Consider the following 26,890-nt stretch of genomic DNA (forward strand, 5'->3'; position numbering starts at 1 on the left):
TTCCTGGATCTGCTTGTCGCCGAGCCCGTCGATGTCGAACGCCAGCCGCGACACGAAATGTTTCAGGCGCTCCACCGCCTGGGCCGGGCAGATCAGCGCGCCGGTGCAGCGGCGCACCGCCTCGTCTTCCTCGCGGACGGCATGACTGCCGCATACCGGGCAGGTCTCGGGAAACCAGTACGGCTTCGCATTTTTCGGCCGCTTCTCCATCACGACGCCGACGACCTGGGGAATCACGTCACCGGCGCGCTGCACGATGACGGTATCGCCGACGCGAAGATCGACGCCGTCGCGGATCGGGTTGCCGTCGTTGCCGATCCCCTTGATGTAATCCTCATTGTGCAGCGTCGCATTCGAGACCACGACGCCGCCGACCGTGACCGGCTCGAGCCGGGCCACCGGCGTCAGCGCGCCGGTGCGGCCGACCTGGATGTTGATGCCGTTGAGGCGCGTGCGGGCCTGCTCCGCCGGGAACTTGTGCGCCGTCGCCCAGCGCGGCGCGCGGCTCACGAATCCCAGACGCTCCTGCCAGTCGATGCGGTCGACCTTGTAGACCACGCCGTCGATGTCGTAGGGCAGCGACGGCCGCTCAACGCCGATCTTTTCGTAGAAGGCGCGCACTTCGTCCGGCGTGCGGCAGAGCTCCGTCAGGGGATTGGTCTTGAATCCCCAATCTCCCAGCAGCTTCAGATATTCGGTATGGGTCTTCCAGGCGCGCGGCTCCGCCTCGCCCCAGGCATAGGCAAAGAAGCGCAGGGGACGCTGCGCCGTGATGCCGGCGTCGAGCTGGCGCAGCGAGCCCGCCGCGGCGTTGCGCGGGTTGGCGAAGGTCTTCTCGCCCGCCTCCTCCTGCCTGCGGTTCATCTCCTGGAACGCCTTGCGCTCCATGTAGACCTCGCCGCGCACGTCGATCGACTTCGGGAACCCTTGCTTGCCGTGAGGCTTCAGCGTTTGCGGGATGTCCTTCACGGTGCGCAGGTTGGCCGTGACGTCTTCGCCAGTCGTGCCGTCGCCGCGCGTCGCGCCCTGCACGAACTCGCCATCCTCGTAGCGCAGGCTGATCGACAGCCCGTCGATCTTCGCCTCGCAGCTAAAGGCGATCTCGTCGTCGGGTCCGATATTGGTTTCCCGCTCCAGACCGCGGCGGACGCGGTCGAGGAACTCCTGCAGTTCCTCATCCGTGAAGCAATTGTCGAGCGACAGCATCGGCTTTGCGTGCTTCACCTTGGCGAAGGCCGTGGTGGGCGTCAGCGCAACCCTCTGGGTCGGGCTGAACATGTCGACGATCTGGGGGAACCTTGCCTCGATCGCCTTCAGCCGCTGGCGAAGCCTGTCGTAGTCCGCGTCCGAGATCTCCGGCGCGTCCTTCTCATGATAGAGCCTGTCGTGGTGGACGATCTCCTCGGCCAGCCGCTTGTGCTCGCTGCGCGCCTGCCGCTCGGTCAGCTTGTCGACCGCGAGCGCCGCCACGACCTTCGCCGCTCGGGACATCGTCGTCCTCCTAGTTTGCCGTCGCCAGCAGCCGGTCGGCCGCGGCGCGCGCCTCGACCGTCACTTCCGCACCCGACAGCATGCGCGCGATCTCCTCGCGGCGGCCCTGGGCGTCCAGCGCCACGACGTCCGTGCTGGCAGCCGTCCGGGTCGTGGTCTTGCGGATCAGCCAATGGCGGTCGGCCACCGCGGCGACCTGTGGTGAATGGGTGACGACCAGCACCTGGACGTCCTTCGCCAGCCGCTTCAGCCGTTCTCCGACGGCGGCGGCGGTGGCGCCGCCGATGCCGGAATCGACCTCGTCGAACACGATCGTCGGCGCGTCGCCCACCTTGGCGAGGCTGACCTTGAGCGCCAGCAGGAAGCGCGACAGCTCGCCGCCCGAAGCGATCCTGGCAATCGGCGCCGGCGGGGCACCGGGGTTGGTCGACACGGTGAACTGCACGCGATCGGTGCCGGCGGCCGACCACTCGGCTTCCGACAAGGGGGTCAGTTCGGTGACGAACCTCGCCCGTTCGAGCTTGAGGGGGGCCAGCTCGCCCGCGACCGCCTTGTCGAGCTTGGCTGCGCCCTTGCGCCGCGCGGCCGCCAGCGCCTCGGCCGCCGCCACATAGGCCGCGCGTGCCGCCTTCGCCGCGGCCGCCAGTTTCTTCAGCCCGGCCTCGCCGTCGTCGAGCGCCGCGAGCTGGGCGGAGAATTTCTCGCTGAGCGCGGCGAGCCCGGCCACGGCGACATTGTGCTTGCGCGCGAGCGCCCGCAGCGCAAAGAGCCGCTCCTCGATCCTCTCGAGTCGTGCCGGGTCGAACTCCAGCGCATCGCGCGCCATCTCGAGCTGGGCCTGCGCCTCGGTGGCTTCGCTGAGCGCCCGATCGAGCGCCGCCAGCGGCGCCTCGAGCCGGCCATCGGCCTTGTCGGCATTGCGTTCGATCAGGCGATGCGCCGTGCGGAGGCTGGCGACCGCGCCGCGTCCCTGCTCCAGCTCGGCCAGCGCCTGGCTGACGGCTTCTCCCAGCGCGCTGCCGGCCCGCATCGACTGACGTTCGCCCGCCAGCGCTTCCTCGTCGTCGGCCTTCGGTGCCAGGGCATCGAGTTCCTTCACTGCATGGCGCAGGAATTCCTCGTCGCGCCGCGCCGCCTCGGCCGTCGCCTGCGCGTCGGCGTAAGCCTGCTCGGCGGTGCGCCAGGTCGTCCAGGCGGACGCAACGGCGGACGCCTGCTTCTCGAGACCGGCAAAAGCGTCGAGCGAACCGCGATGTGTCGCCGTGTCGAGCAGGCCGTGCTGCTCCATCTGGCCCTGGATCTCGACCAGCGTGTCGCCCAGCCGGCGCAGCAGCGCGACCGAGGCGGGCTGGTCGTTGACGAAGGCACGTCCGCGCCCATCGGCACCGATCATGCGGCGCAGGGTCAGGACATCATCCCCATCGAATCCTTGGTCGGCGAGGAGGGAGCGCGCCGGATGGTCGCGCGGCAGATCGAACGAAGCGGCGATCGAGGCCTGGGCAGCACCGCGCCGCACCGCCCCCGATTCGGCACGCGCGCCGAGCGCGAGGCCCAACGCGTCGATCAGGATCGACTTGCCGGCGCCGGTCTCGCCGGTCAGGGCGCCCAGGCCGCCGCCATGGGCGAAATCGAGGTCGAGCTTCTCGATCAGCACGAAATCGCGGATCGAAAGCGTGGCGAGCATGCCGGACGGTCAGAAGATGCTGGAGAACCAGCCGCGCTTCTCGTCGGGCGGCCGTGTGCCCTCGCCGGTCATCAGGAAGTAGCTGTCCTGATACCACTCGCTGCCGGGGAAATTGTAACCGAGCACGGCTGCCGCTTCCTTGGCCTCGCTCTTCACGCCGAGCGAGAGATAGCTCTCGACCAGCCGATGCAGCGCCTCCGGCACGTGCGTCGTCGTCTGATAGCGTTCGATCACCACGCGGTAGCGGTTGATGGCGCCGACATACTGCTGATTGGTCTGGTAGTAGCGTCCGACCGCCATCTCCTTGCCGGCCAGATGGTCGATGCAGAGCTCGACCTTGAGGCGCGAGTCGCGGGCATAGGGCGACTCGGGGAAGCGCTTCACGACCTCGGCCAGCGCGTCGAGCGCCTGCTGGGTGGTGCGCTGGTCGCGGCCGACGTCGGAGATCTGCTCGTAGTAGCAGAGCGCCTTCAGATAATAGGCATAAGGCAGATCGCGATGGCCGGGATGGAGCTGGATGAAGCGATCCAGCGCGATGATCGCTTCGTCATACTTGTTGGACTGGTAGTAGGCGAAGGCCGCCATGATCTGGGCCTTGGTCGCCCAGACGGAATAGGGATGCTGGCGATCGACTTCCTCGAAGCTCTTGGCGGCCGTCTTGTATTCCTGCTGGCCCAAGGCATCGAGCCCGCGATTGTACAGCTGCTCGACGGGCTGCTCGACGTACTTGTCGTCGTCCGAGCCACACGCGGAGAGCCCGAACGCCAATGACAGCGCCAGCCCCACCGCGATGCGACGGCCCTTACCCACAACCAACTTCGACATGTCCCATCCGCAATGAACTTCGTGCCGGCGCGTTATATCACGTGCCACCGAAAAAAAGAGGGGCCGCGCGGCCCCTCGGAAAATGCGTGGAGAGCAGAAATTCCTGCGTCAGTTGGCTTGCCGCCGCAGGAATGCCGGAATTTGCAGGTCGTCGTCGTCGCGGGCGGGTTTCGCACGCTCCGTGACCTCGAGGCTGATCGAGGTCTGGACCGGGGCAGGACGCGAAACCGGCGCCTTGGGGGCCACAGCAACGACATTTTCCGGAGCCGGCGCAGGACGCGCGACCGGCGGTTCGGCCGGAGCCGCCGTCGTCGTCGCGGGCTTCGGTGCCGAGAAGGCACCGGTAATGCGCTGGAACAGGTTCGGCGCACGGTTGTCGGTCGCCGGACGGGCGACCGTGGGGCGCGTGACCGGTTCGGCCCGCACGGGCCCCTTGGCCGTGGAGGGACGGCTGATGCGCCAGTCGTTCTCGTCGACCAGGGGACGTTGCGGCGCGGCCGGCGCGGGCGCCGGAGCAGGTGCCGCCGCGACGGGAGCCGGGATCGGCGCAGGCGCCGGAGCGACCGGCGCAGCCTCCACCGGAGGCGCCATCATGACGGGCTCTTCGACCGGCGCTTCGTAGCTGGGCGCAGGCGTTGGCATCGAGGCACTGATCGGTGCCGCCGGTGCGGCGGCTGCGACCGGCGCGGGCGCGACGACCTGCGGGGCCGGCGGCGCCACAGAAGCGGCCGGCATCGCCGGAGCGGGCGCCGCGACGGCTGCGGCGGGCATGGCAACGCGGCCCACCGGCGGCGCGACGGGGCGGCTCAGGGCCGGCTGACCGGTCTGCATGGGCCGGTTCATGTCGAGCGACAGGTAGTTCGGCGCGGGCTGCTGCGCGGCCATGGCGGCGATGCCGGTGGCGACCACCGACACGCGCATGCGGCCGTCCATCGTGGCATCGAAGGTCGAGCCGAAGATGATGTTGGCATCGCCATCCACTTCCTCGCGGATGCGGTTGGCCGCTTCGTCGACTTCATGCAGCGTCATGTCGAGGCCGCCGGTGATGTTGATGAGCACGCCCTTGGCGCCCTTCATCGAGTGATCTTCCAGCAACGGGTTGGAGATCGCCGACTCGGCCGCGACGCGGCTGCGATCCGGACCTTCGGCTTCGCCCGTGCCCATCATCGCCTTGCCCATCTCGCCCATGACGGTGCGGATGTCGGCGAAGTCGAGGTTGATGAGACCCGGCATGACCATGAGATCGGTGACGCCGCGCACGCCCATGTGCAGCACGTCGTCGGCCATCTTGAAGGCGTCGGCGAACGTCGTCTTCTCGTTGGCGATCTTGAACAGGTTCTGGTTGGGGATGACGATCAGCGTGTCGACGACCTTCTCCAGTTCCGTGATGCCCTGCTCGGCCGACTGCATGCGGCGGCGGCCTTCGAAGTGGAACGGCTTGGTCACGACGCCGATGGTGAGGATGCCCTGCTCCCGGGCCGCGGCGGCAATGACCGGCGCTGCACCGGTGCCGGTGCCGCCGCCCATGCCGGCGGTGACGAACACCATGTTGGCGCCGTCGAGGAGCTGCAGGATCTCGGGCAGCGCTTCTTCGGCGGCCTGGCGGCCGACCTCGGGCCGCGCGCCGGCGCCCAGTCCCTGGGTGATGGTGATACCGAGCTGTACGCGCCGGTCGGCAAGCGACTGGCTCAACGCCTGCGAGTCGGTGTTCGCAACGATGAACTCCACGCCTTCCAGCGCGGCGCTGATCATGTTGTTGACGGCGTTTCCGCCCGCGCCACCGACACCGACGACGGTAATGCGCGGCTTAATCTCGGACTCCGTCTGAGGGAGACTGAGGTTGATGGTCATTCGGTTTTCTCCACGCAAACGAGGGGTTATCTGCCCGGAGCGACAGCGTGAGCCTCCTGTTACGCTAGAGACCCTTCACCGACACCGGTTTCTTCTTGTCTTTTTGTCTATAGCCTGTGGGATTTGCCTTATCCCGCACAACATATTGCCTAAAAGTTATCCCTAATCCAACTGCCAATCCGGCCAATACGACTCGCCGGAGCTTCGTTCGACGCTGGCTGGTTCTGCACGACCGCGTGATTGTGGAGCGCGAAGCTGAGGAGTCCGGCCGCGGCGGAAAATGCCGGCCCGCCCGTCGAATCAGCAAGACCCGCGAGCCTGAGGGGCGCTCCGGTACGGACCTTCTTGTTGAGAATCGCGGCAGCGACCTCGGGCACGCCGTCGAGCTGGCAGCCACCGCCCACCAGAACGGCACGTCCACCGGCCAACTTATCCACACCGCTCGCCTCAAGTCGACTCCGCACGAGTTCGAAAGTCTCTTCGATTCGCGGACGAATGATACCGACCAGGATCGAACGCGGAATATGATTGGGCCGCGTGCGGTCCTCCTCGCCGATCAGCGGCACATCGATGATGTCGTATTCGTCGTTCGGCTTGGCGACGGCGCGGCCGATCTGCGTCTTCATCCGCTCTGCATGGGCGACCGGCGTCGACAGGCCGCGCGCGATGTCACGCGTGACATGCTCGCCGCCCACCGGGATCGAATCGACGTGGACGAGATGGCCTTCGTAGAAGACCGCGATCGACGTCGTGCCGGCGCCCATGTCGATCAGGGTGACCCCGAGGTCGCGCTCGTCCGAGACCAGCGAACTGAGGCCCGCGGCATGCGCGGCGACCACGCGGTCGGCGATCTCGAGATGGGCCCGGCGCACGCAGACCTGCAGGTTGCGCATCGCACCGCTCGCGGCGGTCACCAAATGAACATCGACGCCCAGCCGCTCGCCGAACATGCCACGCGCATCGCGGACCGGCGTGCCGTCGACCGTGTAGCCGATGGCGGCGGAATGGATGATGTCGCGGTCCGCGGTCTCGGCCGGGAGCTGGATATGCTGCTGGACACGGCGGACGTCGCGCTCGCCGATCTCGTGATGCCCGATCGCCACTTCGAGGCTCTGATTGTGCGAGGCGGCCGAGCCGCCGCTCACGCCGACGATCACGTCGCGGACCTGCTCGCCGCACATCTCCTCCGCGGTCGACACCGCCGAGGAGATGGCGCGGGTGGCGGCCTCCATGTCGACGATGTTGCCGGAACGCATGCCGAGCGCAGGCTGGTGTCCGATGCCGACGACGCGGAGGCCCTGGCCATCGACGCGCGCCACGAAACACACGACCTTGTTCGTTCCGATGTCGAGCGCCGCAACGACGCCATTTCTCGTCTTCGCCACGATGTCCCCCGTCTTACGCGTACTCTCGCGAATTGATTCGATTCTACGCTGGCCCGGGCGTCGCGTCGCCCGGATTGCGCTTTCTGAGATAAAGTTTGTCGGGCAGCCTGAGATCGACGACGCCGAACTCGCGCGACAGCAGCTTGTGCTGCCCGTCGAGCTTTGCGAGATGCTGCAGGGCCGCGACGGCATCCTCCTCCGGCAGCCAGATCTCCACGCCGTTGTTCAGGATCAGGTTCCAGCGGCGCTGCCCGACCCAGACGGCGGCGCGCAGTTGCCGCGCCACCGTCGGCTCGTAGGTGAGCAGGAGCAGCAGGTCACCGACGTGATCCGGCGCGCCGGGACCACCCAGCAGCAACAGTGTCTCGGCGCCCGGCGGCATGCGGCTCGCCCGCACCGTGCGTCCGTTTGCATCGATGAGCGTGTACTCGGTGCCGTTCTGCCAGATGGCGACGGCACGGCGTTCCTTCAGCGTGACATAGAGCGTGTCGGGCAGACGGCGCTCCACGGTCGCCCATTCCACCCAGTCGATCGCCTCGAGCCGCTTGCGCGACGCCTGAAGGTCGATGCCGAGGAGCGAGTCGCCGCGGCTGACGGCCAGCGCCGCAAGCAGATCGCTGCGCTCGACATAGTCGCGACCCTCGACCGTGACGTCCGCCAGCTTGAAGGGCGTGATGGCCCCGACGACCGCGCGCGAGACCGAGTCGAACTGCTTCTCGGCCTCGACCAGCCAACCCTCGCGCCAGGCCCACCAGCCGCCCCCGCCGCCGAAGCCCAGCAGCAGGACGATGGCGCCGAGCAGCACCGGCTGCTTCCAGAACGGACGTCCGGTCTTGCGGACGGGCCCGCGTTTCTTGCGCCGGTCGTAGTCGCGGCGCGGTGCGGCGCCGGCCTTCGGCGTGGCCGACTTCTTGGCGACGCTCACGAGGGGTGCCTCGCATGTTCGACCATCCAGGTCATGAGCTGCGGCCAGGAAATGCCCGCCCATCGTGCCTGCTCAGGCGCCAGCGACAGCGGCGTCATGCCGGGTTGGGTGTTGAGTTCCAGGATCACCAGCCCCGAAGTGCCGGGCTGGCTGTCGTCCCAACGGAAGTCTGCTCGGCTGAGGCCGTTGCAGCCCAGGGCTTCGTGGGCCAGCAACGCCCATTGCTTGGCGAGTTCGTAGACGTCCTCGGGAATCGGCGCCGGCACGAGATGTTCGGTGATGCCGTCCGTGTACTTGGCCTCGTAGTCGTAGAAGCGCGTGCGGGGCCTCAGCTCGGTGACGGCGACGGCATGATCATCCATCACCGCCACAGTGAGTTCGCGGCCCGGCACGAATTTCTCCACCAGCACGCGCTCGCCGTAGGGGGCTTCGGCAGCCTCGACCGCCGCCAGATTATCGCCCTCGCGGACGATGTGGACGCCGACGCTCGACCCCTGGTCGACCGGCTTCACCACGTAGGGTCGGGACATGGGATCGCCCCAGGCAAGGGAGCGGCGCTCGATCACCGCTCCTTGCGCCACCCGAAGACCGAGTGACGTGAAGACGTGACGCGCCATCGGCTTGTCCATGGCGATCGCGGAAGCGAGCACACCGGAGTGCGTATAGGGCACGCGCATGATCTCGAGGACACCCTGGATGCAGCCATCCTCGCCATAGCGGCCGTGCAGGGCGTTGAACACCACGTCCGGACCGCCGCCCGCGGCGGGGCGCAGGAAGTCGACCAGGGCGCGCAGGTCGCGCGTCACGTCATACTCGACGACCTCGTGCCCGCCTTCGCGCAGGCCCTCGGCACAGGCCTTGCCGCTCACCAGCGACACTTCGCGCTCGGGCGACCAGCCGCCCATCAGGACTGCTACGCGCGTCATTGCCCCGCTCTCCCCGCCGCTTCTCCGATGCGCCGGATTTCCCATTCGAGCTGCACGCCGGTTTTCTCCTGCACCCGGCGGCGCACTTCCTCTCCCAATCCCTCGATGTCGCCAGCCGTCGCCTCGCCGAGATTGATCAGGAAGTTGCAGTGCTTCTCGGAAACCTGCGCCGCGCCGATGCGCAGGCCGCGGCAGCCGGCCTGGTCGATCAGCTGCCACGCCTTCCGGCCCGGCGGATTGACGAAGGTCGAGCCGCCGGTGCGGCTGCGCGGCTGGGAATCGGTGCGGGCGGCATCGATCTCGGCGATGCGACGTGCGATGGCCAACTGGTCGCCCGGCGTCGCACGCAGGCGCGCCGCCGTGAAGATCCAGTCCGCCGGCGCTTCGCTGTGGCGATAGCTGAAGCCCATCGCGTCCGCGGCAACCGCATGGACCTTGCCCGTACGATCGACCGCTTCGGCGGAAACGAACACCTGCGCCAGGTCGCCTTCATAGGCGCCCGCGTTCATGCGCAGCGCGCCCCCGATGGTGCCGGGAATGCCGCTGAGGAATTCGAGACCCGCGAGCCCATGATCGCGCGCGGTCAGGGCGACGTTGAGGTCGAGCGCGCCCGCGCCGGCCACGATCTCGTGGCCCTCGACCGATATGCCGGTGAAGCCGCGCAGCAGGCGGATCACCACGCCCTTCACGCCGCCGTCGCGCACCAGGATGTTGGAGCCTACTCCAAGCACCGTGACGGGCACATCCGACGGTAGGCCGGCCATGAAGGTCGCGAGGTCCTCGACGTCGGCCGGCCGGAACAGGACCTCGGCCGCCCCCCCCGCGCGGAACCAGGTCTGCGGCCCGAGGGCCGCGTCGGCGGTCAGCCGTCCGCGCGGCCGGCGCAGCCGGTCGATCAGGTGGGGCGTCGAGGTCGCGAGTGCCATCATGCCGCCGATCCGCCGTGGGAGCCCGAATCGTTGGCGATGGCCCGCGGACCGGCCTTCTCGGCCGCGAGTTGCTGGATCTGGCCGGGCAGCGCATGCGCCCAGGCGGTGATATTGCCGGCGCCCAGGCAGACCACGACATCGCCCGGACGCGCAATCTGCCAGATCATTTCCGGAAGCTCGCCCGGTCCACCGAGCGGCGCCACGTCGCGATGGCCAGCGCGCTGCACCAGGCCCACCAGCATGTCGCGATTGACGCCCTCGATCGGCGCCTCGCCCGCGGCATACACGTCGGCGATGATCACGGCATCGGCGTCCGAGAAGCAGGTGGCGAACTCGGCGCGCAACGCGCCGAGACGCGAGTAGCGGTGCGGCTGCATGACGGCGATGACCCGGCCCGAGCCGCCATAGGCCTGGCGGGCAGCGCGCAGCACGGCCGCGATCTCCACCGGATGGTGACCGTAATCGTCGATCACCGTGATGCCGTGGGCCTCGCCGGTTTTGGTGAAGCGCCGCTTGACGCCGGCGAAGGAGCCGAGCGCGCGGCGGATCGTGTCGTCCGGCAGGCCCATCTCCTGGGCCACGGCGATGGCCGCCAGCGCGTTCTGAACGTTGTGCTGACCGAACATCGGCAGGCGCATGCCGGCGATGATGCGCGATTCGTTGGTGGCACGATTCTCGACCATGACGTCGAAATCGGCGCCGCCGCGATCGAGCTTCAGGTTGATGGCCCGCACGTCGGCATTGGCGCCGATTCCGTAGGTGATGATGCGGCGGTCAGCGACCCTCGGGATCAGCGCCTGGACCTCGGGATGGTCGGAGCAGAGCACCGCGAAGCCATAGAAGGGGATGTTCTCGACGAAGCGCACGAAGGCGTCGCGCAACGCGTCGAAGGTGCCGTAATGGTCGAGATGCTCGGGATCGACGTTGGTGACCACTGCGATGGTGGCCGGCAGGCGCAGGAACGAGCCGTCTGATTCGTCGGATTCGACGACCATCCAGTCGCCCTCGCCCAGGCGCGCATTGGTGCCGTAGGCGTTGATGATGCCGCCGTTGATCACCGTCGGATCGAGGCCGCCGGCATCGAGCATGGCGGCGACCAGCGACGTGGTCGTCGTTTTGCCGTGCGTGCCGCCGACCGCGATGGACCACTTCAGTCGCATCAGCTCGCCCAGCATCTCGGCGCGCCGCACGACTGGCACATGACGCGTGCGCGCGGCCAGCACCTCGGGATTGTCCTTCTTGACCGCGCTCGACACGACCATGACTTGGGCGTTGCCGACATTCTCGGCTCGGTGGCCGATCATCACCTTCATGCCCAGGTCGGCGATGCGGCGCGTGTTGGCGCCCTCGGCGACGTCACTGCCCTGCACCTTGTAGCCGAGATTGTGAAGGACCTCGGCGATGCCGGACATGCCGATGCCGCCGATGCCGACGAAGTGGATAAGACCGAGATCGAGTGGCAACGCCCTCATGCGGCGACTCCCGTGACTGAAGGCGAAAGAGGAAGGGAAGCAAACTCCCCGACGACATCCGCCAGCCGGGCTGCAGCGTCGGGGCGGCCGGCGGCGTGGGCCGCCCCCGCCATCGCGGCAAGACGTTCCGGCTCGCCGGTCAGGGACACGAGGTGCCCGGCCAGGGTGGCGGCGGTGAAGGATGCATGTGGCAGCACGATGCAGGCGCCCGTCGCCTCGAAGGCGCGCGCATTGGCGGTCTGGTGATCGTCGGCCGCGTAGGGATAGGGCACCAGGATGGACGGCCGGCCGATCGCCGCCAGTTCGGCCACCGTCGAGGCGCCGGAGCGGCCGATCACGAGATGCGCGGCGGCCATGCGCTGAGGCAGATCGACGAAAAACGGCGCGATCTCGGCGACGACGCCGGCCTTGACGTAGCTCGTGCGCACCCGGTCGATGCTCTCCGGCCGGCACTGCTGCACGATACGCAGCCGCGACCGCAGCGCCTGCGGCAGGGAGAGGACGGCCTGCGGCACGACTTCGCCGAACGAGGCCGCACCCTGGCTGCCGCCGAACACCAGGAGATCGATCACCCTGCCCTCGCCCGGCGGACGGTAGGGCGAATCGCGCAGCGCCCGCACGGGCTCGCGCACGGGATTGCCGACGAGTTGCGCTCGCGCATCGCCGTCGAGATAGCGGGTGCGGTCAAACGAGGTGGCCACGCGCCCGACGCCGCCCAGCACGAGGCGGTTGGCGCGACCGAGCACGGCGTTCTGCTCATGCAGCATTGCCGGCAGCCGCCGCAGACGGGCCGCGACCATGGTCGGTACCGAGGCATAGCCGCCAAAGCCCACGACGACCGACGGACCGATCCGCCCCAGCGCCCGCCAGGCGTCAAACAGGCCGAGGGCCAGCGAAAAGAGGGCCAGCGCCTTCTTCACAGGTGAACCCGTCGGGCTCGCGGAATGGATGTAGTGGATGGGCCGCCGCGACAGCGCTCCCTGCCACTGCCGGCCGCGCGAATCCGTGACAAGGGTGAACGGCACGCCCCGCGCCTCCAACTCGCCGGCAAGCGCCTCGGCCGGGAACACATGTCCACCGGTGCCGCCGGTCGCCAGGACCACGGGACGCACGGCCTCCGTCATACGGCCTCCCTCAGGCCGGCATGTTCGCGCGTCAGCGACAGCATCATGCCGACGCAGATCGCCATCGCCAGCGCCGAGGAACCGCCATAGGAAATGAACGGCAGGGTCATGCCCTTGGCGGGGATCAGCTGGATGGTCGAGGCCATGTTGATGGCCGCCTGCAGGCCGAACTGGACGGCCAGACCGGTGGCCGCGAGGGTGATGAACAGGCTGGTCTCCTTCGAGGCGCGCGACATCGAGCGGAGCGTCACAAAGGCGAACAGGCAGAGGATCATCAGGCAGACGACGAGGCCGAACTCCTCGCCGGCCACGGCCATGACGAAGTCGGTGTGGGCGTCGGGAAGCTGCGCCTTCACGGTCCCCTCGCCCGGACCGCGGCCGAACAGCGAGCCGTTCATGAAGGCCTCGAGCGAAGTATTGACCTGGTAGTTGTCGCCCGACGTCGGATCGAGGAAGCGGTCGAAGCGGCTGCGCACGTGACTGAACAGGAAGTAGGCGCCGACCAGGCCGGCGCCACCGGCGATCGCGGCGAAACCCGCAACCCACATCGGCAGGCCGACGACGAAGAGCTGTACACCCCACACGGCGGCCACGACGACGCTCATCCCGAGGTCTGGCTGCATCACCAGCAGCGCCAGCACACCGCCGACCAGCACCGTGGAAAGGAGATAGCCCGGCGCGCGCCGCTCGGTACGGCTCTGCGCCAGCAGCCAGGCCGAGATCACCGCAAGGCTCGGCTTCACGAATTCCGACGGCTGCAGGCTCGACAGGCCCGGCAGTGAAATCCAGCGTCGCGCCCCCTTGATCTCGATACCGATCACGAAGGTCGCCGCCAGCAGTACGATGCTGCCGCAGAAGACGACCAGCGCCAGGCGCCGCACGTGCCGCGGCGAGGCGAGCGAGATCGACAGCATGACGAGGAGCGCCAGGGGCAGGAACAGGAATTGGCGTTTGGCAAACAGGAAGGAGTCGGCGCCGATGCGCTCCGCGGCCGGTGGCGATGCCGCGAGGGTCAGCATGACACCGAAGGCCATGATCGCCAGGATCGCGCCCAGCGACCAGCGATCGACGGTCCACCACCATTGTCCGATCACACTGCGATCGTCGCGCGGAACCTGGATCACGCCGCCCTCCCCAAACTCTCGGCTCCCGGCAGCGCCCGCGCCATGGCGCGGAAGGCATCGCCGCGGTGTTCGTAGCTCTTCCACTGGTCCCACGAGGCACAGGCCGGCGACAGGAGGACCACCGCGGGCCCCGCGGCCTCGCGTTGCGCCAGCGCGTGCGCGGCGTTCAGCGCCGATTGCAGGTCGCTGCAGCGGCTGTAGGGCAGCTTGCCCTCGAGCTGGCCGGCGAACAGCTCGGTGGCGTCGCCGATCAGGAAGGCATGGCGGATACGGTCGAAGTACGAGGCGAGCGGCGCCACGCCGCCCTCCTTCGCCTGGCCGCCGAGGATCCAGTAGATGTCGTCGTAGCTCGACAGCGCGCGCGCCGCGGCATCGGCGTTGGTCGCCTTGCTGTCGTTGACGTAGACGACCTTGCCGACGGCAGCGACGCGCTCCTGGCGGTGCGGCAGGCCGGGATAGGTCCGCAGGCCGGCGACGATGGTCTCGCGCGGCACGTCGAGCCAGCGGCAGACCGCCCAGGCGCAGGCCGCGTTCTGGGCATTGTGGTCGCCCGGCAGGGTGAGCACGTCGGAGAAGTCGACCGTGTAGCCGTCGGCATCGACCAGCATGCCGGCGCGGTAGGAAATGCCGTTGGCCACGGGGCGGTCGAGCGCCACCGGCACGCAGGCGATGCCGGAACGCGCCGCCATCTCGCGCTCGACGTCGCGCGAGGGCTCGTCTTCGGTGCCGATCACGACGCAGTCGCCGGCGCGCTGGCGGGCGAAGATGTTCTTCTTGGCCGCCACGTAGCCCGCGAGATCGCCATGCCGGTCGATATGGTCGGGCGTGATGTTGAGCCATACGGCGATGTCGGCATGGAAGGTCTGCAGCAGCTCGAGTTGGTAGGAGGAAAGCTCCAGCACGTAGAGGCCGCCATCGCCGAGCGGATCGAGGTCGAGCGCGCCGCGCCCGATATTGCCGCCGACTTCGCAGCGGGCGCCGGCCTGCTGGAGGATGTGGCCGATCAGCGCCGTCGTCGTCGACTTGCCGTTGGTGCCGGTGATGGCGACGAACCGCGCCTGGGGCTGCGCCCGTGCCAGCAGCTCGACGTCGCAGATGATCGGCTTGCCGGCGGCGCGCGCGGCGATCGCCACAGGATGCGGCACCGGCAAGGTGCTGGGAATACCCGGGCTGATCACGAGGGCGGTGATGCTCGACCAGTCGATGGTCGCCGGATCGGCGATCCGGGCGCCGAGTTGCGCCGCCGCGTCGCGCGACGCCGCATTGTCGTCCCAGGCGGTGCAGTCGATCCCGGCTGCCCTCAGGGCACGCACGGTCGCCAGGCCGGAGCGCGCGAGCCCTAGCACGACGAACGACGAACCCTTGAGGATCGCGAGATCGATCATCCGTTCACCGCAGCTTCAGGGTGGCGAGGCCGGCCATCGCCAGGATGGCGGCGATGATCCAGAAGCGGAAGACGATGGTGGGCTCGGCCCAGCCTTTCTGCTCGAAGTGATGGTGCAGCGGCGCCATGCGGAAGACCCGCTTGCCGGTCCATTTGTAGGACAGGACCTGCACGATCACCGAGACGGTTTCGAGCACGAACAGGCCGCCGACGATCGACAGGACGATCTCATGCTTGGTGACGACCGCGACCGCACCCAGCGCGCCGCCGATGGCCAGCGAACCGGTGTCGCCCATGAACACCATGGCGGGCGGTGCATTGAACCACAGGAAACCGAGGCCGGCGCCGACCAGCGCCGCCAGGAGGACGGCCAGTTCGCCCGAGCGTGGCACGTGGTGGAGATAGAGGTAATTGGTCAGGATGGTGTTGCCAACGACGTAGGCGATCAGGCCGAACACCGCCGACGCCATGATGACGGGGCCGATGGCGAGGCCGTCGAGCCCGTCGGTCAGGTTGACGGCGTTCGAGGTGCCGGCGATCACCAGGATGCCGAACGCGATGAAGCCCACGGCCCCCAGGGGGATCAGCACGTCCTTGAGGAACGGGACGGCGAGCTGGTAGCGCAGCGGCGCCGGCGAGGCCTGGGCGACGAGGTAGACCGCGATACCGGAGGCCACAACGGTGAGCGCGAGCTTGATCTTGCCCGGCACGCCCTTCGGGTTGCGCTTGGTGACCTTGAGGAAGTCGTCCCACAGGCCGACCGCGCCGAAGGCCAGCGTGACGCCGAGCACGATCCAGACATAGCGGTTGGTGAGGTCGGCCCACAGCAGGGTCGCGACCGACAGGGTGATGAGAATCAGCAGGCCGCCCATCGTCGGCGTGCCCTTCTTGGTCATCAGGTGGCTGGCCGGACCGTCGTCGCGGATCGGCTGTCCCTGCTTCTGCTTGCTGCGCAGCCATCGGATCAGCGCACCGCCGATCAGGAAGCTCAGTACCAGTGCCGTGAGGAAGGCGGCGATCGAACGGAACGTCAGGTAGCGGAACAGGTTGAACGGCGTGAACAGGTCCGCCAGCGGATAGAGAAAATTGTAGAACATCCTAGCGTCCCGCCTTGCCGTCGCTGGCCGCCAGGATGGCGTCCACGACGATCTTCATTTTCGAGCCCAGCGAACCCTTCACCGCGACCACATCCCCTGCCCTGAGCGCGGCGGCGACATCGCCCGCCAGCGCCGCTGAATCCGGCCGGTGAACACCGCGCTGCGCCGGCGCGAGCCGATGCCACAGAGCCTGCATGTGCGGGCCGCACAGGAAGACCCGTGCCGCACCGCTCGCGGCCACGGCATCGAGGAGACCCGCATGATAGGCATCCGCGTCCTCACCCAGCTCGCGCATGTCGCCCAGCGCCAAGATCCGCCGCCCGCCCGCCTGTGGCTCGGTCCGCGCCAGGACGGCCAGCATCGCCCGCACCGAAACCGGATTGGCGTTGTAGCTCTCGTCGAGCAGCTCGATCGTGCCGCCGTCGAAACTCAGCATGCGACGCGCACCGCGACCGGGCGAGGCCTTCACCCCGGCCAGGATCGCTGCCGCCTTCACCACATCCGCGCCCAGCGCCTCGATGACGGCCAGCGCGCCGATGCTGTTCAGCACCCAATGTTCGCCGGCCGCGCCCAGCCGATACTCGATTCGGCGACCGTGGATCAAGGCTGCAACATCACTGCCCGAATCCTGCAGGTCGCAGGAGACGAGACGGGCCTCCGCCGCCTCGCTGCGTCCGAAGCCGACGATGCGGGAAACGCCGAAATGACGGGCTTTTCCGGCCAGGCGCTCATAGTGGCGACTGTCGCGATTGAGCACGGCCACTGCGCCTTCCACCATGCCGGCGAACAGGCAGCCCTTCTCGTCGGCGACCGCTTCCTCGCTGCCCATGTGACCGATATGCACCGGGCCGACATTGGTGACGATACCGACATGCGCCTCCACCTGGCGGGCCAGCGGTTCGATCTCGCCAGGATGATTCATGCCGATCTCGAACACGCCGTAGCGTGCCCAGCGCGGCAGGCGCGCGAGGCTGACCGGCACGCCGACGTGATTGTTGTAGCTCGCGACGCTGGCGGAGGTCGGCGCCTCCGCCGACAGCATCGCGCGCAGCGCATCTTTGGTGCTGGTCTTGCCGACCGAACCGGTGACGCTGGCGATGCGCGCCGTACTGCGGTGGCGGGCGGCGCGACCGAGTTCGACCAGCGCCGTCATCGTGTCCGGAACGCGGACCAGCGTGCCCTGCGCACCCTCCACGTGACGCGAGACGACGGCCGCGGCAGCGCCGCGCGACAGGGCGTCGGCGACGAAGCCGTGACCGTCGGTCGTCTCGCCGCCCAGCGCGAAGAAGAGATCGCCCCTACCGACGGCGCGGCTGTCGAAGGTCACGCCTTCGGCCTCGAACGGCGCGGTGATCGACGCCGCCGAAAGGGCGGACTGCACTTCGTCGGATGTCCAAAGCGCGCTCACGTCCCGCCTCCGGTCAGCGTGCGCGCCTCCTCGGCATCGTCGAAATGATGGGTAACGCCCTTGATCGTCTGTCCCGTCTCGTGCCCCTTGCCGGCGATCAGCAGCAGGTCGTCGGCGCTCGACAGCGCCTCCATCCCGGCGGCGATGGCGGAGTGCCGGCCGTCTGCGACCTCGATCCAGTTTCGACGGTCGCCGGCGATGCCGCGCACGATCTCGGCGCGAATTGCCGTCGGCTCCTCGCTGCGCGGATTGTCGTCGGTCACGATCGCGAGGTCGGCGATGCGCGTCGCGATCTCGCCCATCACCGGGCGCTTGGCACGGTCGCGATCGCCGCCGCAGCCGAAGACCACGACAAGCTTGCCGCGGGCGAAGGGCCGCAAGGTGCGCAGCACCGTCTCCAGCGCCTCGGGCTTGTGGGCATAGTCGACATAGACGGCGGCGCCCGAGCGATGGCGGGCGACGAGCTGCAGGCGGCCGGGCGCGCCCGTCAGGTGGGCAAGAGCCTCCACGGCACGCGCCGGTTCGCCGCCCGTGGCCACCACGAGGCCGAGGGCCGCCAGCGCGTTCGAGGCCTGGAAGCCGCCGACCAGCGGCAGGTCGACCTCGTGACGCACACCCATGATTTCCAGCGCAAGGTGCTGCCCGGCCGGCGTCGGAACGTCGCTCAGCAGCCGGATCTCGCGGCCCTGCGCGCCATAGGTCCAGAAGCGGATGCCGCGCGGCCGGCAAATCGCACCGAGCGCCTCGGCCCGGTCGCTGTCCGCATTGACGACCGCCGTGCCACCCGGCGGCAGCAGGACCTCGAACAGGCGCGCCTTGGCCGCGAAGTAGGCGTCCATCGAATGGTGATAGTCGAGATGCTCGTGCGTCAGGTTGGTGAAGGCTGCCGCCGCCAGGTGCAGCCCGTCGAGCCGGTGCTGGTCGATGCCGTGGCTCGAGGCCTCGATTGCGAGGTGCGAGACGCCTTGGCGCGCCAGCGCCGCAAGGTCCTCGTGAAGCTGGACCGGATCCGGCGTCGTCAGGCCGCCGTCGCGCACGAGGCCGGGCGAGACGATACCCAGCGTGCCGACGCTTGCCGCCTTCAGCCCCATCCTCTCCCAGATCTGACGCACGAAATGCACGGTCGAGGACTTGCCGTTGGTGCCGGTGACGGCGGCGATCGTGGCCGGTTGCAGACCGGCGAAGGCCGAGGCCATCAGCGCCACGCGACGCCGCGGAGTGGCGTCGCGCACGATGACGATGCCGGGATCGAGCGACGGCAGCACCGCATCGGGCGCAGCCAGGATCGCGACCGCGCCGCGCCTCACGGCATCGTCCACGAACGCAGCACCGTCCCGCTGGGTCCCCGGAAGGGCAGCGAACAGATAACCGGGCCGGACCTTGCGCGAGTCGAGCGTCAGGCCGGCGAGAACGGGATCGCGCGGAAGCGCGGAAGAGGTCGCGTTTGCGTCGGCGCTCCGGCGCATGAGCTCACTCAGACGCAACACGACGCACTCCCGGACCGGGGGCGGCCGCCGTCTGACCGGGCGCCGGGCGGACCGGCAGAGCCCTGCGATGGTCACCGGGGGAACGGCGCACGCTGGCCGGCACGATCTGCGAGGGCGCAACGGGAGGCGGTACCGGCGTCGAGGCGATCTCGATAGGGGGCAGCCCGTCCTTCAGGTCGCCCGGCAGGATGCCGTAGAGCGACACCATCTGCTCGATGATGACCTTGACCGACGGGGCCGCCACCCAGCCGGCCGTCGCGTAGCCGCCGGTCTCGGGCAGTCCCTTCGGCTCGTCGAGCGAGACGATGACGACGAATTTCGGATCGTTCATCGGGAAGGCGCCGACGAAGGAGCTGATCAGCGCCTTCTGGCGATAACCGCCGCGACCCGGCTTCTCCGCGGTGCCGGTCTTGCCGCCGACCTCGTAGCCCGGGACGTTGGCGTTCCTGCCCGTGCCCTCGACGGCGTTGAGGCGCAGGAGCTGCCGCATGTTGACAGACGTCTTCTGCTGGATGACCCGCCGGCCCTTGTCGCTGCCGGCATGGCGCTTCACCAGCGAGGGCTGGTAGAGGATGCCGCCGTTGATCATCGCCGCCGAACCCATCGCGAGGTGCAACGGCGTCACCGAGATGCCGTGACCGAAGGCGATGGTCATGGTGCTGATCTTCATCCACTGGCGCGGCCACAGCGGCCCCGCGACTTCCGGAAGCTGGGTCGAGACGGGCTTCAGGAAGCCGATCTTGTCGAAGAAGGCGCGCTGGCCTTCAGGACCCATGACCTCGACCGCCATTTTGGCCGAAGCGATGTTCGACGAGTACTTGAACGTCTCGGCCACGTTCAGCGGCCGGCGCTGGGCGTGGTCGTCGTTGATCGTGAAGCGGTCGATGCGGATCGGCGACGTGGCGTCGAACACGCTGTTGAGCCCGACCTTCCCGCTATCGAGCGCCATCGCCGTGTTGAAGATCTTGAAGGTCGAACCCTGTTCGTAGACGCCCAGGGTCGCGCGGTTGAACAGCGCCTCGTTGGTAAGCGTCCGGGTGCTGTTGGGATTGTAGGTCGGCAGCGAAGCCATGGCGAGGACCTCGCCGTTGGTCACGTCCATGACGATCGCCGTGGCGCCGATGGCCGAGAATTTCTGGACCGCGCGCGCGAGTTCGCGCTCGACGATGCGCTGCAGGCGAAGGTCGATCGAGAGCTGAAGGGTTTCGCCGCTCTGGAGCTGCTGGTCGAAGTAGCGCTCCACACCCGCCAGGCCGGTATTGTCGACGCTGGCATAACCCATGATGTGTGCCGCCGCCGTTCCCTGCGGATAGATGCGCCGTTCCTCGGCCTGGAAGTCGAGACCTGGAATGCCGAGGCGGTTGACCCGGTCATGTTCGCGCGGGCTCAGGCCGCGCTTGATCCAGACGAAGGTCCTGTCGCCTTCCAGCTTCTCGCGAACATCGTCGTACTTGAGGTCGGGCAGCGCCGTCACGATCTTGCGCGCGGCGTCCTGCGGATCGATCAGCAGGTGCGGATTGACGAAGGCCGACATGACCGGAACCGACGTCGCCATCACGGCGCCGTTGCGGTCCACTATGTCGGCGCGCTCCGACTGGATCGAGCCGCCGCGGGCGGCGACGCGCTGCGTCGGCTCGGCGCCGTCGCGCAGCAGCGACACGTAGCCCATGCGCAGGCCGACGGCCGTGAAGGCGATGCCGAAGATCACCGAGGCGATCACCAGGCGCTGGCGGGCCGTCTCCTGGACGTCACCCTTCAGGCGGTCCTTGGGCGAGGTGTAACGCGCGCCGGCCGCCGCGTTTACCGCGGCGGCCGGTTCGGGCGAGGCAGACTTTCGCCACAGCTTCACCGGGAACCCCCTTCATTTCGCGAGAGGATGTCGTCGATGGAGACTGCGGCGCTCTGGCCGTCGCCAACCGGACCCGCTGTTGCCGGCTCTTGGATCGAGGCCGGTCGAGGGGGCGTCGTGGGTCCGGAGGTACGCTTGGAAAGGGGTGCGGAGGCCGGCGAGGGGCTGCCGGCCTCCGCTGCGACGCGGCCACCACCACCGGGCAAAGTCGACGAGGGGACGTCGTTGCCCGTTCGTGGGGGGGAAGGAGGTGGTGGATCGCGCCGCGGGGGGACAGATTCGGGTTTGAGCTGATCGAGCCGGACGACCTGCTTGATGGACGCCGACTCGAGCTTGAGATGCTTCTGCGCGAGCGCTTCGATGCGCTCGGATTCGTTGAGGTGAGCCCATTCGACCCGCAGGATGTGCGTGGCCTGCTGGCTCTCGATGATCTTCTGGTTGGTGCGGTCGATGCTCTCCTCGAGGTCCTGCACCTTGTACTTGACGGTGAACAGGCCCACGGCCGTGGCGACGGCGACGACCGACCAGAACAGGAGCCCGCGATGGATCATGCGGCGCCTTCCGCGCCGAGCTTCTCGGCGACGCGCAGTCGGGCGGAGCGGGCCCGCGGATTGGCGGCGACTTCCTCATCGGACGGCAGTACCGGTTTGCGAGAGAGATCGCGCAGGGTGGCGGTCCGCGCACCGGCGCCCGGCGGCGCATGGCGCGACGGGCCCGGTGTGCGACCGGCACGGGCGCGCACGAATTCCTTCACGGCGCGGTCTTCCAGCGAATGGAACGACACGACCGCGAGACGGCCACCCGGCGCCAGCACTTGCTCGGCGGCAGCAAGGCCGCGCTTGAGTTCGCCCAGCTCGTCGTTCACGGCAATGCGCAGCGCCTGGAAGGTGCGCGTCGCAGGATCGCTCTCGTCCCGTCCCTGCGGGCCGACCGCGCGCCGCACGATCTCGGCCAGCTCGCCGGTGGTTTCGATGCGCCTGGTGCGGCGCGTCTCGACGATGCTGCGCGCCACGCGGCGGCTGCGACGCTCCTCGCCGTAGCGCCAGATGATGTCGGCGAGCTCGGTCTCGTCGGCTTCGTTCACGAGGTCCGCAGCCGACTGCCCACTCTTCTCCATCCGCATGTCGAGCGGGCCGGAGGCGCGGAAGGAGAAGCCGCGACCAGGTTGATCGAACTGCATCGACGAGACGCCGAGATCGAGCGCCACGCCGTGGACATCCTCGACGCCCTCCGCCGACAGAAGCTCGGCCATGTCGCCGAAGCGGCCCTCGATCAGACGCAGGCGCGGCGCATAGCGCTCGGCCAGCACCCGGCCGGCAGCGATGGCATCGGGGTCGCGATCGATGGCGATGACCTGGCAATCGGCGCGATCCAGCATCGCGGCGGTATAGCCGCCGGCGCCGAAAGTGCCGTCGAGATAGCGGCCGCCGTCGCGCGGCTGCAGCGCGTCGACGACTTCGCGCGCCATCACCGGAACATGACGGGCGCCGCTCATGCGTCGCCTCCGCCCAGATTGCGCACGAACGCCGCCATCTTCTCGCGTTCGGCCTCGCGGCGGGCCTGCCAGCGTCCGGGATTCCAGAGCTGGAACTTGTCGACCTTGCCGACCAGCAGCACGCCGTCGCCGGCATCGAGCGTCTGAACGAACTCGGCGGGCATGGTGAACCGGCCGTCGGGCTCCAGCGAGATCGTGCGGGCCCCGGCCGAGAGATAGCCCGCCGGATCGAAGGCGTCGTCGTCGAGCGCAACCTTCAGCGCCCCCTTGGGACCCAGCGCTTCGGCGCGCAGGCGGTCCAGCATGGCATCGAAGCCCGCGCGGGAGTTGCCGTTCACGAGGCCCGGGATGGTGGGGGAATGATAGAGGACGAACGCGCCGCGATCTTCCGCAGGCAGTTCGTCGCGAAAAGCCGCGGGCAACAGAACCCGGCCTTTCTTGTCCAGCTTGATCAGGATCTCGGACCGGAATGCCACGGCCCATCTCCCCTCTAGACCCGTTGCAGGTGCCCCACGCTCCTGCGTCGTCTGTTACACGGGATACAATGGGATAGCATGGGAAAGAGCGGGATGCAATTATCAAAGAGGAGATTCCACAAGGAATCTGAACCACTTAGACACAACATCTATTGCGCGCCCGCTACATGCAAGCACAAGGGGTTGTAGACGCGACTCGTCTTGCGGAATCAGAAGGGTCAGACGGCCTGTAAGCCGGGTTCTGTCCTCGCCCGAAAGCGATGGATGGCCATTCCTCTGGGACGTCCGTTACCGAACGCCTCGCGCGACCGACCCGAGCGACGACGCGGAAACACCGCTGCCGGTTGCCCGGCGTGTCGCCCCTATTTGGTCTTGCTCCCGGTGGGGTTTGCCGTGCCGCTTCCGTTGCCGGTCGCGCGGTGGGCTCTTACCCCACCGTTTCACCCTTGCCGTCCTGGCGAGCCAGGCAGGCGGTCTGTTTTCTGTGGCACTTTCCCTGGGGTCGCCCCCGCCGGACGTTATCCGGCACCGTGTCTCCGTGGAGCCCGGACTTTCCTCACCCGTGCGGTCGCCCGCCCGAGTGCAGCCATCCAGCCGTCTGACCCGGCGCCTGACTAGGCCGCCCGCCCCAGCGGGTCAAGCAGGCCCGCGAGCAGCGCCTTCGTTTCCGGGTCGATCATGCCGTCGACCTGGGACGGCCGATAGTGGCGCTGGAAGGCCTTGACGATTTCCTTCGGCGGCACGGCGAGCGGCGGCGCATAGCCGAATCTCTGAAGCGCCTTGTGGAAGTCGCCGTCGAGCGGCCGCGTACCGGCCCTGGGCCACAGCCCTATCCCCTGCTCCGCCAGCACCTTCCAGGGAAAGCGACGACCCGGATCGATCTTGCGCTGGGGCGCGATGTCGGAATGGCCGACGACGTTGCGCGGCTCGATCGCCGGATGGCGCGCAAGGATCCCGCGGCACAGCTCGATCAGCGCCTCGACCTGGCGAGCTGGATAGTCATGGCGATCACCGTGCAGATTCACGATCTCGATGCCGATCGAGGTGCCGTTCAGCGCCTCGCGGCCGCGCCACCACGATTTGCCGGCATGCCAGGCGGTGCGATCCTCGGGCACGAGGCGATAGGCCGTGCCGTCGAGGTCCAGCACGTAATGGGAGCTGACACGGTGCTCGCGAGTCGGGTCGCGCAGGATGTCGAGCGACTCCTGCAACGGAAGCTCCGTGTAGTGCAGCACCAGAATGTCGACACTCCCGTCCGCCGGCCTCGGCGCGTGGTTGGGTGACGGCAGATCGACGAATTTCACGCTCAGGCCGGGACGAGACCGCGCTGCCTGCGCAGCCGGTCATAGGCGTCGTTGATCAGCGCGAGCTTGCGGTTCGCCACCGCGATCGCCTCCTCCGGCAGGCCTTGCGCCATCAGCCGGTCGGGATGGTTGGCTCGGACCTGCCGCAGCCAGGCCTCGCGGATCTGCTCGTCGGTCGCCAGCGGATCGATGCCCAGCACGACGCAGGGTTCACACTCCACCGCGCCCAGGGCCGCCGCTCTTGCCCGTTCGAACCGCGAGCTGGGCAGGCCGAAGATGTTCGCGACCTTGGCGAGATAATCGGCTTCCGCCGCGTCGATCCTGCCGTCCGCCTGCGCAATGCTGAACAGGCCCTCGATCACGTTCTCGAGGATCTCGGGCGCGTCGGGAAACAGCGCCGCCACCTGGCGGGCGTAGGTCTCGAACCCGCCGACATCGCGCTTGGCCAGATCGAAGAAGCGCTCGATGTTCGCCTCCTCGCCGGGCGGCACCTCGAAGAACTCGCGGAACGCAGCTCTCTCGACCTCAGAGACCTCGCCGTCGGCGCGCGCCATCTTGGCGCCCAGCGCGATGACTCCGATGGTGAAGCCGATCTGCCGCAGGCCGGGATGCCCGCCATCGTCGGCCGGCGGCGAGGACGGGCCCAGAAGCTCGGCGATGCCGAGGCTGTTCATGCCCTCCACGATTTTGTCCCAGATCCTCATGCCGTGTCCTTATACCAGCAGCGAGCCGATGGCGACGCAGACCAGCAGGCCGAGCGCAAGGCGGCGATAGAATTTCTCGCTGGCCATCGGGAACAATCGCTCGCCCACCACACCGCCCAGCATGACGGCCGGTGCCAGGAACAGGCCCTGAACGCCGGTGCTCCAGCCGATCAGGTCGCGCGAGGCGAACGATGCGAGCGCGATCAGGTCGACGAAGACGAAGTAGGTCGTGAGATTGGCCCGTACGCGCACCGCCGGCTCGCTGCCCGCGAGGTAGTAGAAGGCGATCGGCGGGCCGGCCATGCCCGAGAGCCCGTTCAGGAAGCCGCTGGTCGCACCGGCGGCGAAGGTCGTCGCCACATTCGGCCGCCCGGGGAAGCGCCAGCCGCTGGCCAACAGCGTGACGGCGCCCAGGATGATGGCCGAGATCGCCCAGCGCATCGGCTCGGGCTCGACCCCGGTCAATGTATGGGTGCCGAGCGGAACGGCGAGAGCCGCCGCCACCAGCAGCAGGCCGATGCGCCGCCAGTCGACCAGCCGCACCACGGCCGGGACGAGCGGCAGGGCGACCGCGATTTCCAGCAGGAGGCAGAGGGCAATCCCAACCGCGGGCCCGTAAAGGGCCGAAAAGATCGGCGTCATCAGCATCGCGGCGCCGAAACCGGCGAAGCCACGCACCATGCCTGCAATGCAGGCAACGACGGCGGAAATAAGGAACGGGGCACTCAACAGATCGGGCATCGCGGGCGGGACGCTAGCATTGCCGGAGCGCCGGGCGCGCATCATATAATGGAGGTCATGGCCTCAAAGAATCTTGCGGTTCCGGCTGCCCCCCTTCTGATGCCGTACATCCAGCGGCGGCCGGAGCTCGAAGGCATAACGCCGAAACCGTTCAAGCTCGTGTCGGACTATACGCCGGCCGGCGACCAGCCCGAGGCGATCAAGCAGCTCATCGCCGGTGTCGAGGGCGGCGAGCGCGACCAGGTCCTGCTGGGCGTCACGGGCTCGGGCAAGACCTTCACCATGGCAAACGTCATCGCGAGCCAGGGACGGCCCGCGCTGGTGATGGCGCCCAACAAGACCCTGGCGGCGCAGCTCTACAGCGAGATGAAGGGCTTCTTCCCGGAGAATGCCGTCGAGTATTTCGTCTCGTATTACGATTACTACCAGCCCGAAGCCTACGTCCCCCGCACCGACACCTTCATCGAGAAGGATTCGTCGATCAACGAACAGATCGACCGGATGCGCCACTCCGCGACGCGCGCGCTGATGGAGCGCGACGACGTCATCATCGTGGCCTCGGTCTCCTGCATCTACGGCATCGGTCCGCTGGAGAACTATCAGGCGATGACCTTCCGCCTGCACAAGGGCCAGAAGATCGACCGCTCCACCCTGCTCCGCCGCTTCGTCGAGCAGCAGTACAAGCGCAACGACAACGCCTTCCAGCGCGGCGCCTTCCGGGTGCGCGGCGACACGGTCGACCTGTTCCCGGCCCACTACGAGGACAAGGCCTGGCGGTTCGAGATGTTCGGCGACGAGATCGATTCGATCACCGAGTTCGACCCGCTGACCGGCGACAAGACGATCTCGCTGAACGACATCATCGTCTATGCCAACAGCCACTACGTGACGCCCAAGCCGACGATGCAGAAGGCGATCGACCAGATAAAGGCCGACCTGAAGCAGCGGCTGGAGGAGTTCAACCGCGCCGGCAGGCTGCTCGAGGCGCAGCGGCTGGAGCAGCGCACGCTGTTCGACATCGAGATGCTGGAAACCACCGGCGCCTGCGCCGGCATCGAGAACTATTCGCGCTATCTCACCGGCCGCAAGCCGGGCGAGCCGCCGCCCACGCTGTTCGAGTATTTCCCCAAGAATTCGCTGCTGATCTGCGACGAGAGCCACGTCACGGTGCCGCAGATCGGCGGCATGTTCCGCGGCGACTTCAACCGC

23 protein-coding genes and 1 other RNA gene are annotated in these 26,890 nt (G+C 68.2%); 1 reads left to right on the top strand and 23 read right to left on the bottom strand.

The features are described 5' to 3' along the window. The 23 genes from ligA to Q7V45_RS25035 all read right to left on the bottom strand — a co-directional run. The coding region (gene ligA / locus Q7V45_RS24925; protein WP_304857050.1) for an NAD-dependent DNA ligase LigA at positions 1–1,491 on the bottom strand (1,491 nt) is incomplete at its 3' end. A 10-nt stretch (positions 1,492–1,501) separates the two neighbouring features. After that, positions 1,502–3,175 carry a DNA repair protein RecN gene (gene recN / locus Q7V45_RS24930; RefSeq protein ID WP_304857051.1) on the bottom strand — a complete coding sequence of 558 codons (1,674 nt, stop codon included), beginning with the start codon at positions 3,173–3,175 and terminating at the stop codon, positions 1,502–1,504. A gap of 9 nt (positions 3,176–3,184) precedes the next feature. Further along, a complete protein-coding gene (locus Q7V45_RS24935; RefSeq protein WP_304857052.1) occupies positions 3,185–4,000 on the bottom strand; it encodes an outer membrane protein assembly factor BamD in 816 nt (271 codons plus the stop codon). Positions 4,001–4,108: 108 nt separating this feature from the next. Then, complete coding sequence (gene ftsZ, locus Q7V45_RS24940) at positions 4,109–5,851, bottom strand: cell division protein FtsZ (protein ID WP_304857053.1); 1,743 nt, start codon at positions 5,849–5,851, stop codon at positions 4,109–4,111. Positions 5,852–6,000: 149 nt separating this feature from the next. Beyond that, complete coding sequence (gene ftsA / locus Q7V45_RS24945; RefSeq protein ID WP_304857054.1) at positions 6,001–7,236, bottom strand: cell division protein FtsA; 1,236 nt, start codon at positions 7,234–7,236, stop codon at positions 6,001–6,003. A 43-nt stretch (positions 7,237–7,279) separates the two neighbouring features. Continuing rightward, entirely contained in the window at positions 7,280–8,161 is an 882-nt protein-coding gene (locus Q7V45_RS24950) for a cell division protein FtsQ/DivIB (RefSeq protein ID WP_304857055.1), read from the bottom strand. Continuing rightward, the gene (locus Q7V45_RS24955) at positions 8,158–9,087 is read right to left on the bottom strand and encodes a D-alanine--D-alanine ligase (protein WP_304857056.1); all 930 of its coding nucleotides are present in this window, start codon (positions 9,085–9,087) and stop codon (positions 8,158–8,160) included. Before Q7V45_RS24955 ends, Q7V45_RS24950 begins: the two co-directional genes overlap by 4 nt. Beyond that, the gene (gene murB, locus Q7V45_RS24960; RefSeq protein WP_304857071.1) at positions 9,084–10,013 is read right to left on the bottom strand and encodes a UDP-N-acetylmuramate dehydrogenase; all 930 of its coding nucleotides are present in this window, start codon (positions 10,011–10,013) and stop codon (positions 9,084–9,086) included. The genes Q7V45_RS24955 and murB overlap by 4 nt, the downstream gene beginning before the upstream one ends. Further along, positions 10,013–11,488 (bottom strand): UDP-N-acetylmuramate--L-alanine ligase, encoded by a 1,476-nt coding sequence (gene murC / locus Q7V45_RS24965; RefSeq protein ID WP_304857057.1) that lies wholly within the window; start codon positions 11,486–11,488, stop codon positions 10,013–10,015. The genes murB and murC overlap by 1 nt, the downstream gene beginning before the upstream one ends. Further along, on the bottom strand, positions 11,485–12,612 hold the full coding sequence (gene murG, locus Q7V45_RS24970) for an undecaprenyldiphospho-muramoylpentapeptide beta-N-acetylglucosaminyltransferase (protein ID WP_304857058.1): 1,128 nt from the start codon (positions 12,610–12,612) through the stop codon (positions 11,485–11,487). Before murG ends, murC begins: the two co-directional genes overlap by 4 nt. Further along, positions 12,609–13,736, bottom strand: a complete 1,128-nt coding sequence (locus tag Q7V45_RS24975; protein WP_304857059.1) for an FtsW/RodA/SpoVE family cell cycle protein — start codon at positions 13,734–13,736, stop codon at positions 12,609–12,611. The genes murG and Q7V45_RS24975 overlap by 4 nt, the downstream gene beginning before the upstream one ends. After that, on the bottom strand, positions 13,733–15,121 hold the full coding sequence (gene murD, locus Q7V45_RS24980; RefSeq protein ID WP_304857060.1) for a UDP-N-acetylmuramoyl-L-alanine--D-glutamate ligase: 1,389 nt from the start codon (positions 15,119–15,121) through the stop codon (positions 13,733–13,735). Before murD ends, Q7V45_RS24975 begins: the two co-directional genes overlap by 4 nt. A gap of 4 nt (positions 15,122–15,125) precedes the next feature. Further along, a complete protein-coding gene (gene mraY / locus Q7V45_RS24985; RefSeq protein ID WP_304857061.1) occupies positions 15,126–16,217 on the bottom strand; it encodes a phospho-N-acetylmuramoyl-pentapeptide-transferase in 1,092 nt (363 codons plus the stop codon). A 1-nt stretch (position 16,218) separates the two neighbouring features. Then, entirely contained in the window at positions 16,219–17,625 is a 1,407-nt protein-coding gene (gene murF, locus Q7V45_RS24990; protein WP_304857062.1) for a UDP-N-acetylmuramoyl-tripeptide--D-alanyl-D-alanine ligase, read from the bottom strand. Next, the gene (locus Q7V45_RS24995; protein WP_304857063.1) at positions 17,622–19,112 is read right to left on the bottom strand and encodes a UDP-N-acetylmuramoyl-L-alanyl-D-glutamate--2,6-diaminopimelate ligase; all 1,491 of its coding nucleotides are present in this window, start codon (positions 19,110–19,112) and stop codon (positions 17,622–17,624) included. Before Q7V45_RS24995 ends, murF begins: the two co-directional genes overlap by 4 nt. Next, entirely contained in the window at positions 19,096–20,961 is a 1,866-nt protein-coding gene (locus tag Q7V45_RS25000; protein WP_304857064.1) for a penicillin-binding protein 2, read from the bottom strand. Before Q7V45_RS25000 ends, Q7V45_RS24995 begins: the two co-directional genes overlap by 17 nt. Continuing rightward, positions 20,958–21,512, bottom strand: coding sequence for a cell division protein FtsL (ftsL, locus tag Q7V45_RS25005; RefSeq protein ID WP_304857065.1), 555 nt, complete (start codon positions 21,510–21,512; stop codon positions 20,958–20,960). Before ftsL ends, Q7V45_RS25000 begins: the two co-directional genes overlap by 4 nt. Beyond that, entirely contained in the window at positions 21,509–22,456 is a 948-nt protein-coding gene (gene rsmH / locus Q7V45_RS25010; RefSeq protein WP_370692657.1) for a 16S rRNA (cytosine(1402)-N(4))-methyltransferase RsmH, read from the bottom strand. Before rsmH ends, ftsL begins: the two co-directional genes overlap by 4 nt. After that, positions 22,453–22,932: a division/cell wall cluster transcriptional repressor MraZ gene (locus Q7V45_RS25015; protein ID WP_304857066.1), complete on the bottom strand. Its 480-nt coding sequence runs from the start codon at positions 22,930–22,932 to the stop codon at positions 22,453–22,455. The genes rsmH and Q7V45_RS25015 overlap by 4 nt, the downstream gene beginning before the upstream one ends. A gap of 214 nt (positions 22,933–23,146) precedes the next feature. Then, an RNA gene (gene rnpB / locus Q7V45_RS25020) (RNase P RNA component class A) lies at positions 23,147–23,534 on the bottom strand. Between the two features lie 12 nt (positions 23,535–23,546). Beyond that, the gene (locus tag Q7V45_RS25025; protein WP_304857067.1) at positions 23,547–24,236 is read right to left on the bottom strand and encodes an N-acetylmuramoyl-L-alanine amidase; all 690 of its coding nucleotides are present in this window, start codon (positions 24,234–24,236) and stop codon (positions 23,547–23,549) included. A 2-nt stretch (positions 24,237–24,238) separates the two neighbouring features. Next, positions 24,239–24,940 (bottom strand): molecular chaperone DjiA, encoded by a 702-nt coding sequence (locus tag Q7V45_RS25030; protein WP_304857068.1) that lies wholly within the window; start codon positions 24,938–24,940, stop codon positions 24,239–24,241. Positions 24,941–24,949: 9 nt separating this feature from the next. Further along, the gene (locus Q7V45_RS25035; RefSeq protein WP_304857069.1) at positions 24,950–25,621 is read right to left on the bottom strand and encodes a sulfite exporter TauE/SafE family protein; all 672 of its coding nucleotides are present in this window, start codon (positions 25,619–25,621) and stop codon (positions 24,950–24,952) included. A 117-nt stretch (positions 25,622–25,738) separates the two neighbouring features. On the opposite strand from Q7V45_RS25035, the gene Q7V45_RS25040 reads away from it, so the two are divergent. Then, positions 25,739–26,890 (top strand): DEAD/DEAH box helicase family protein (locus Q7V45_RS25040; protein ID WP_304857070.1); only part of this gene is annotated, 1,152 nt, incomplete at its 3' end.

The organism is Reyranella sp. (genome assembly GCF_030651995.1).
GTDB lineage: Bacteria > Pseudomonadota > Alphaproteobacteria > Reyranellales > Reyranellaceae > Reyranella.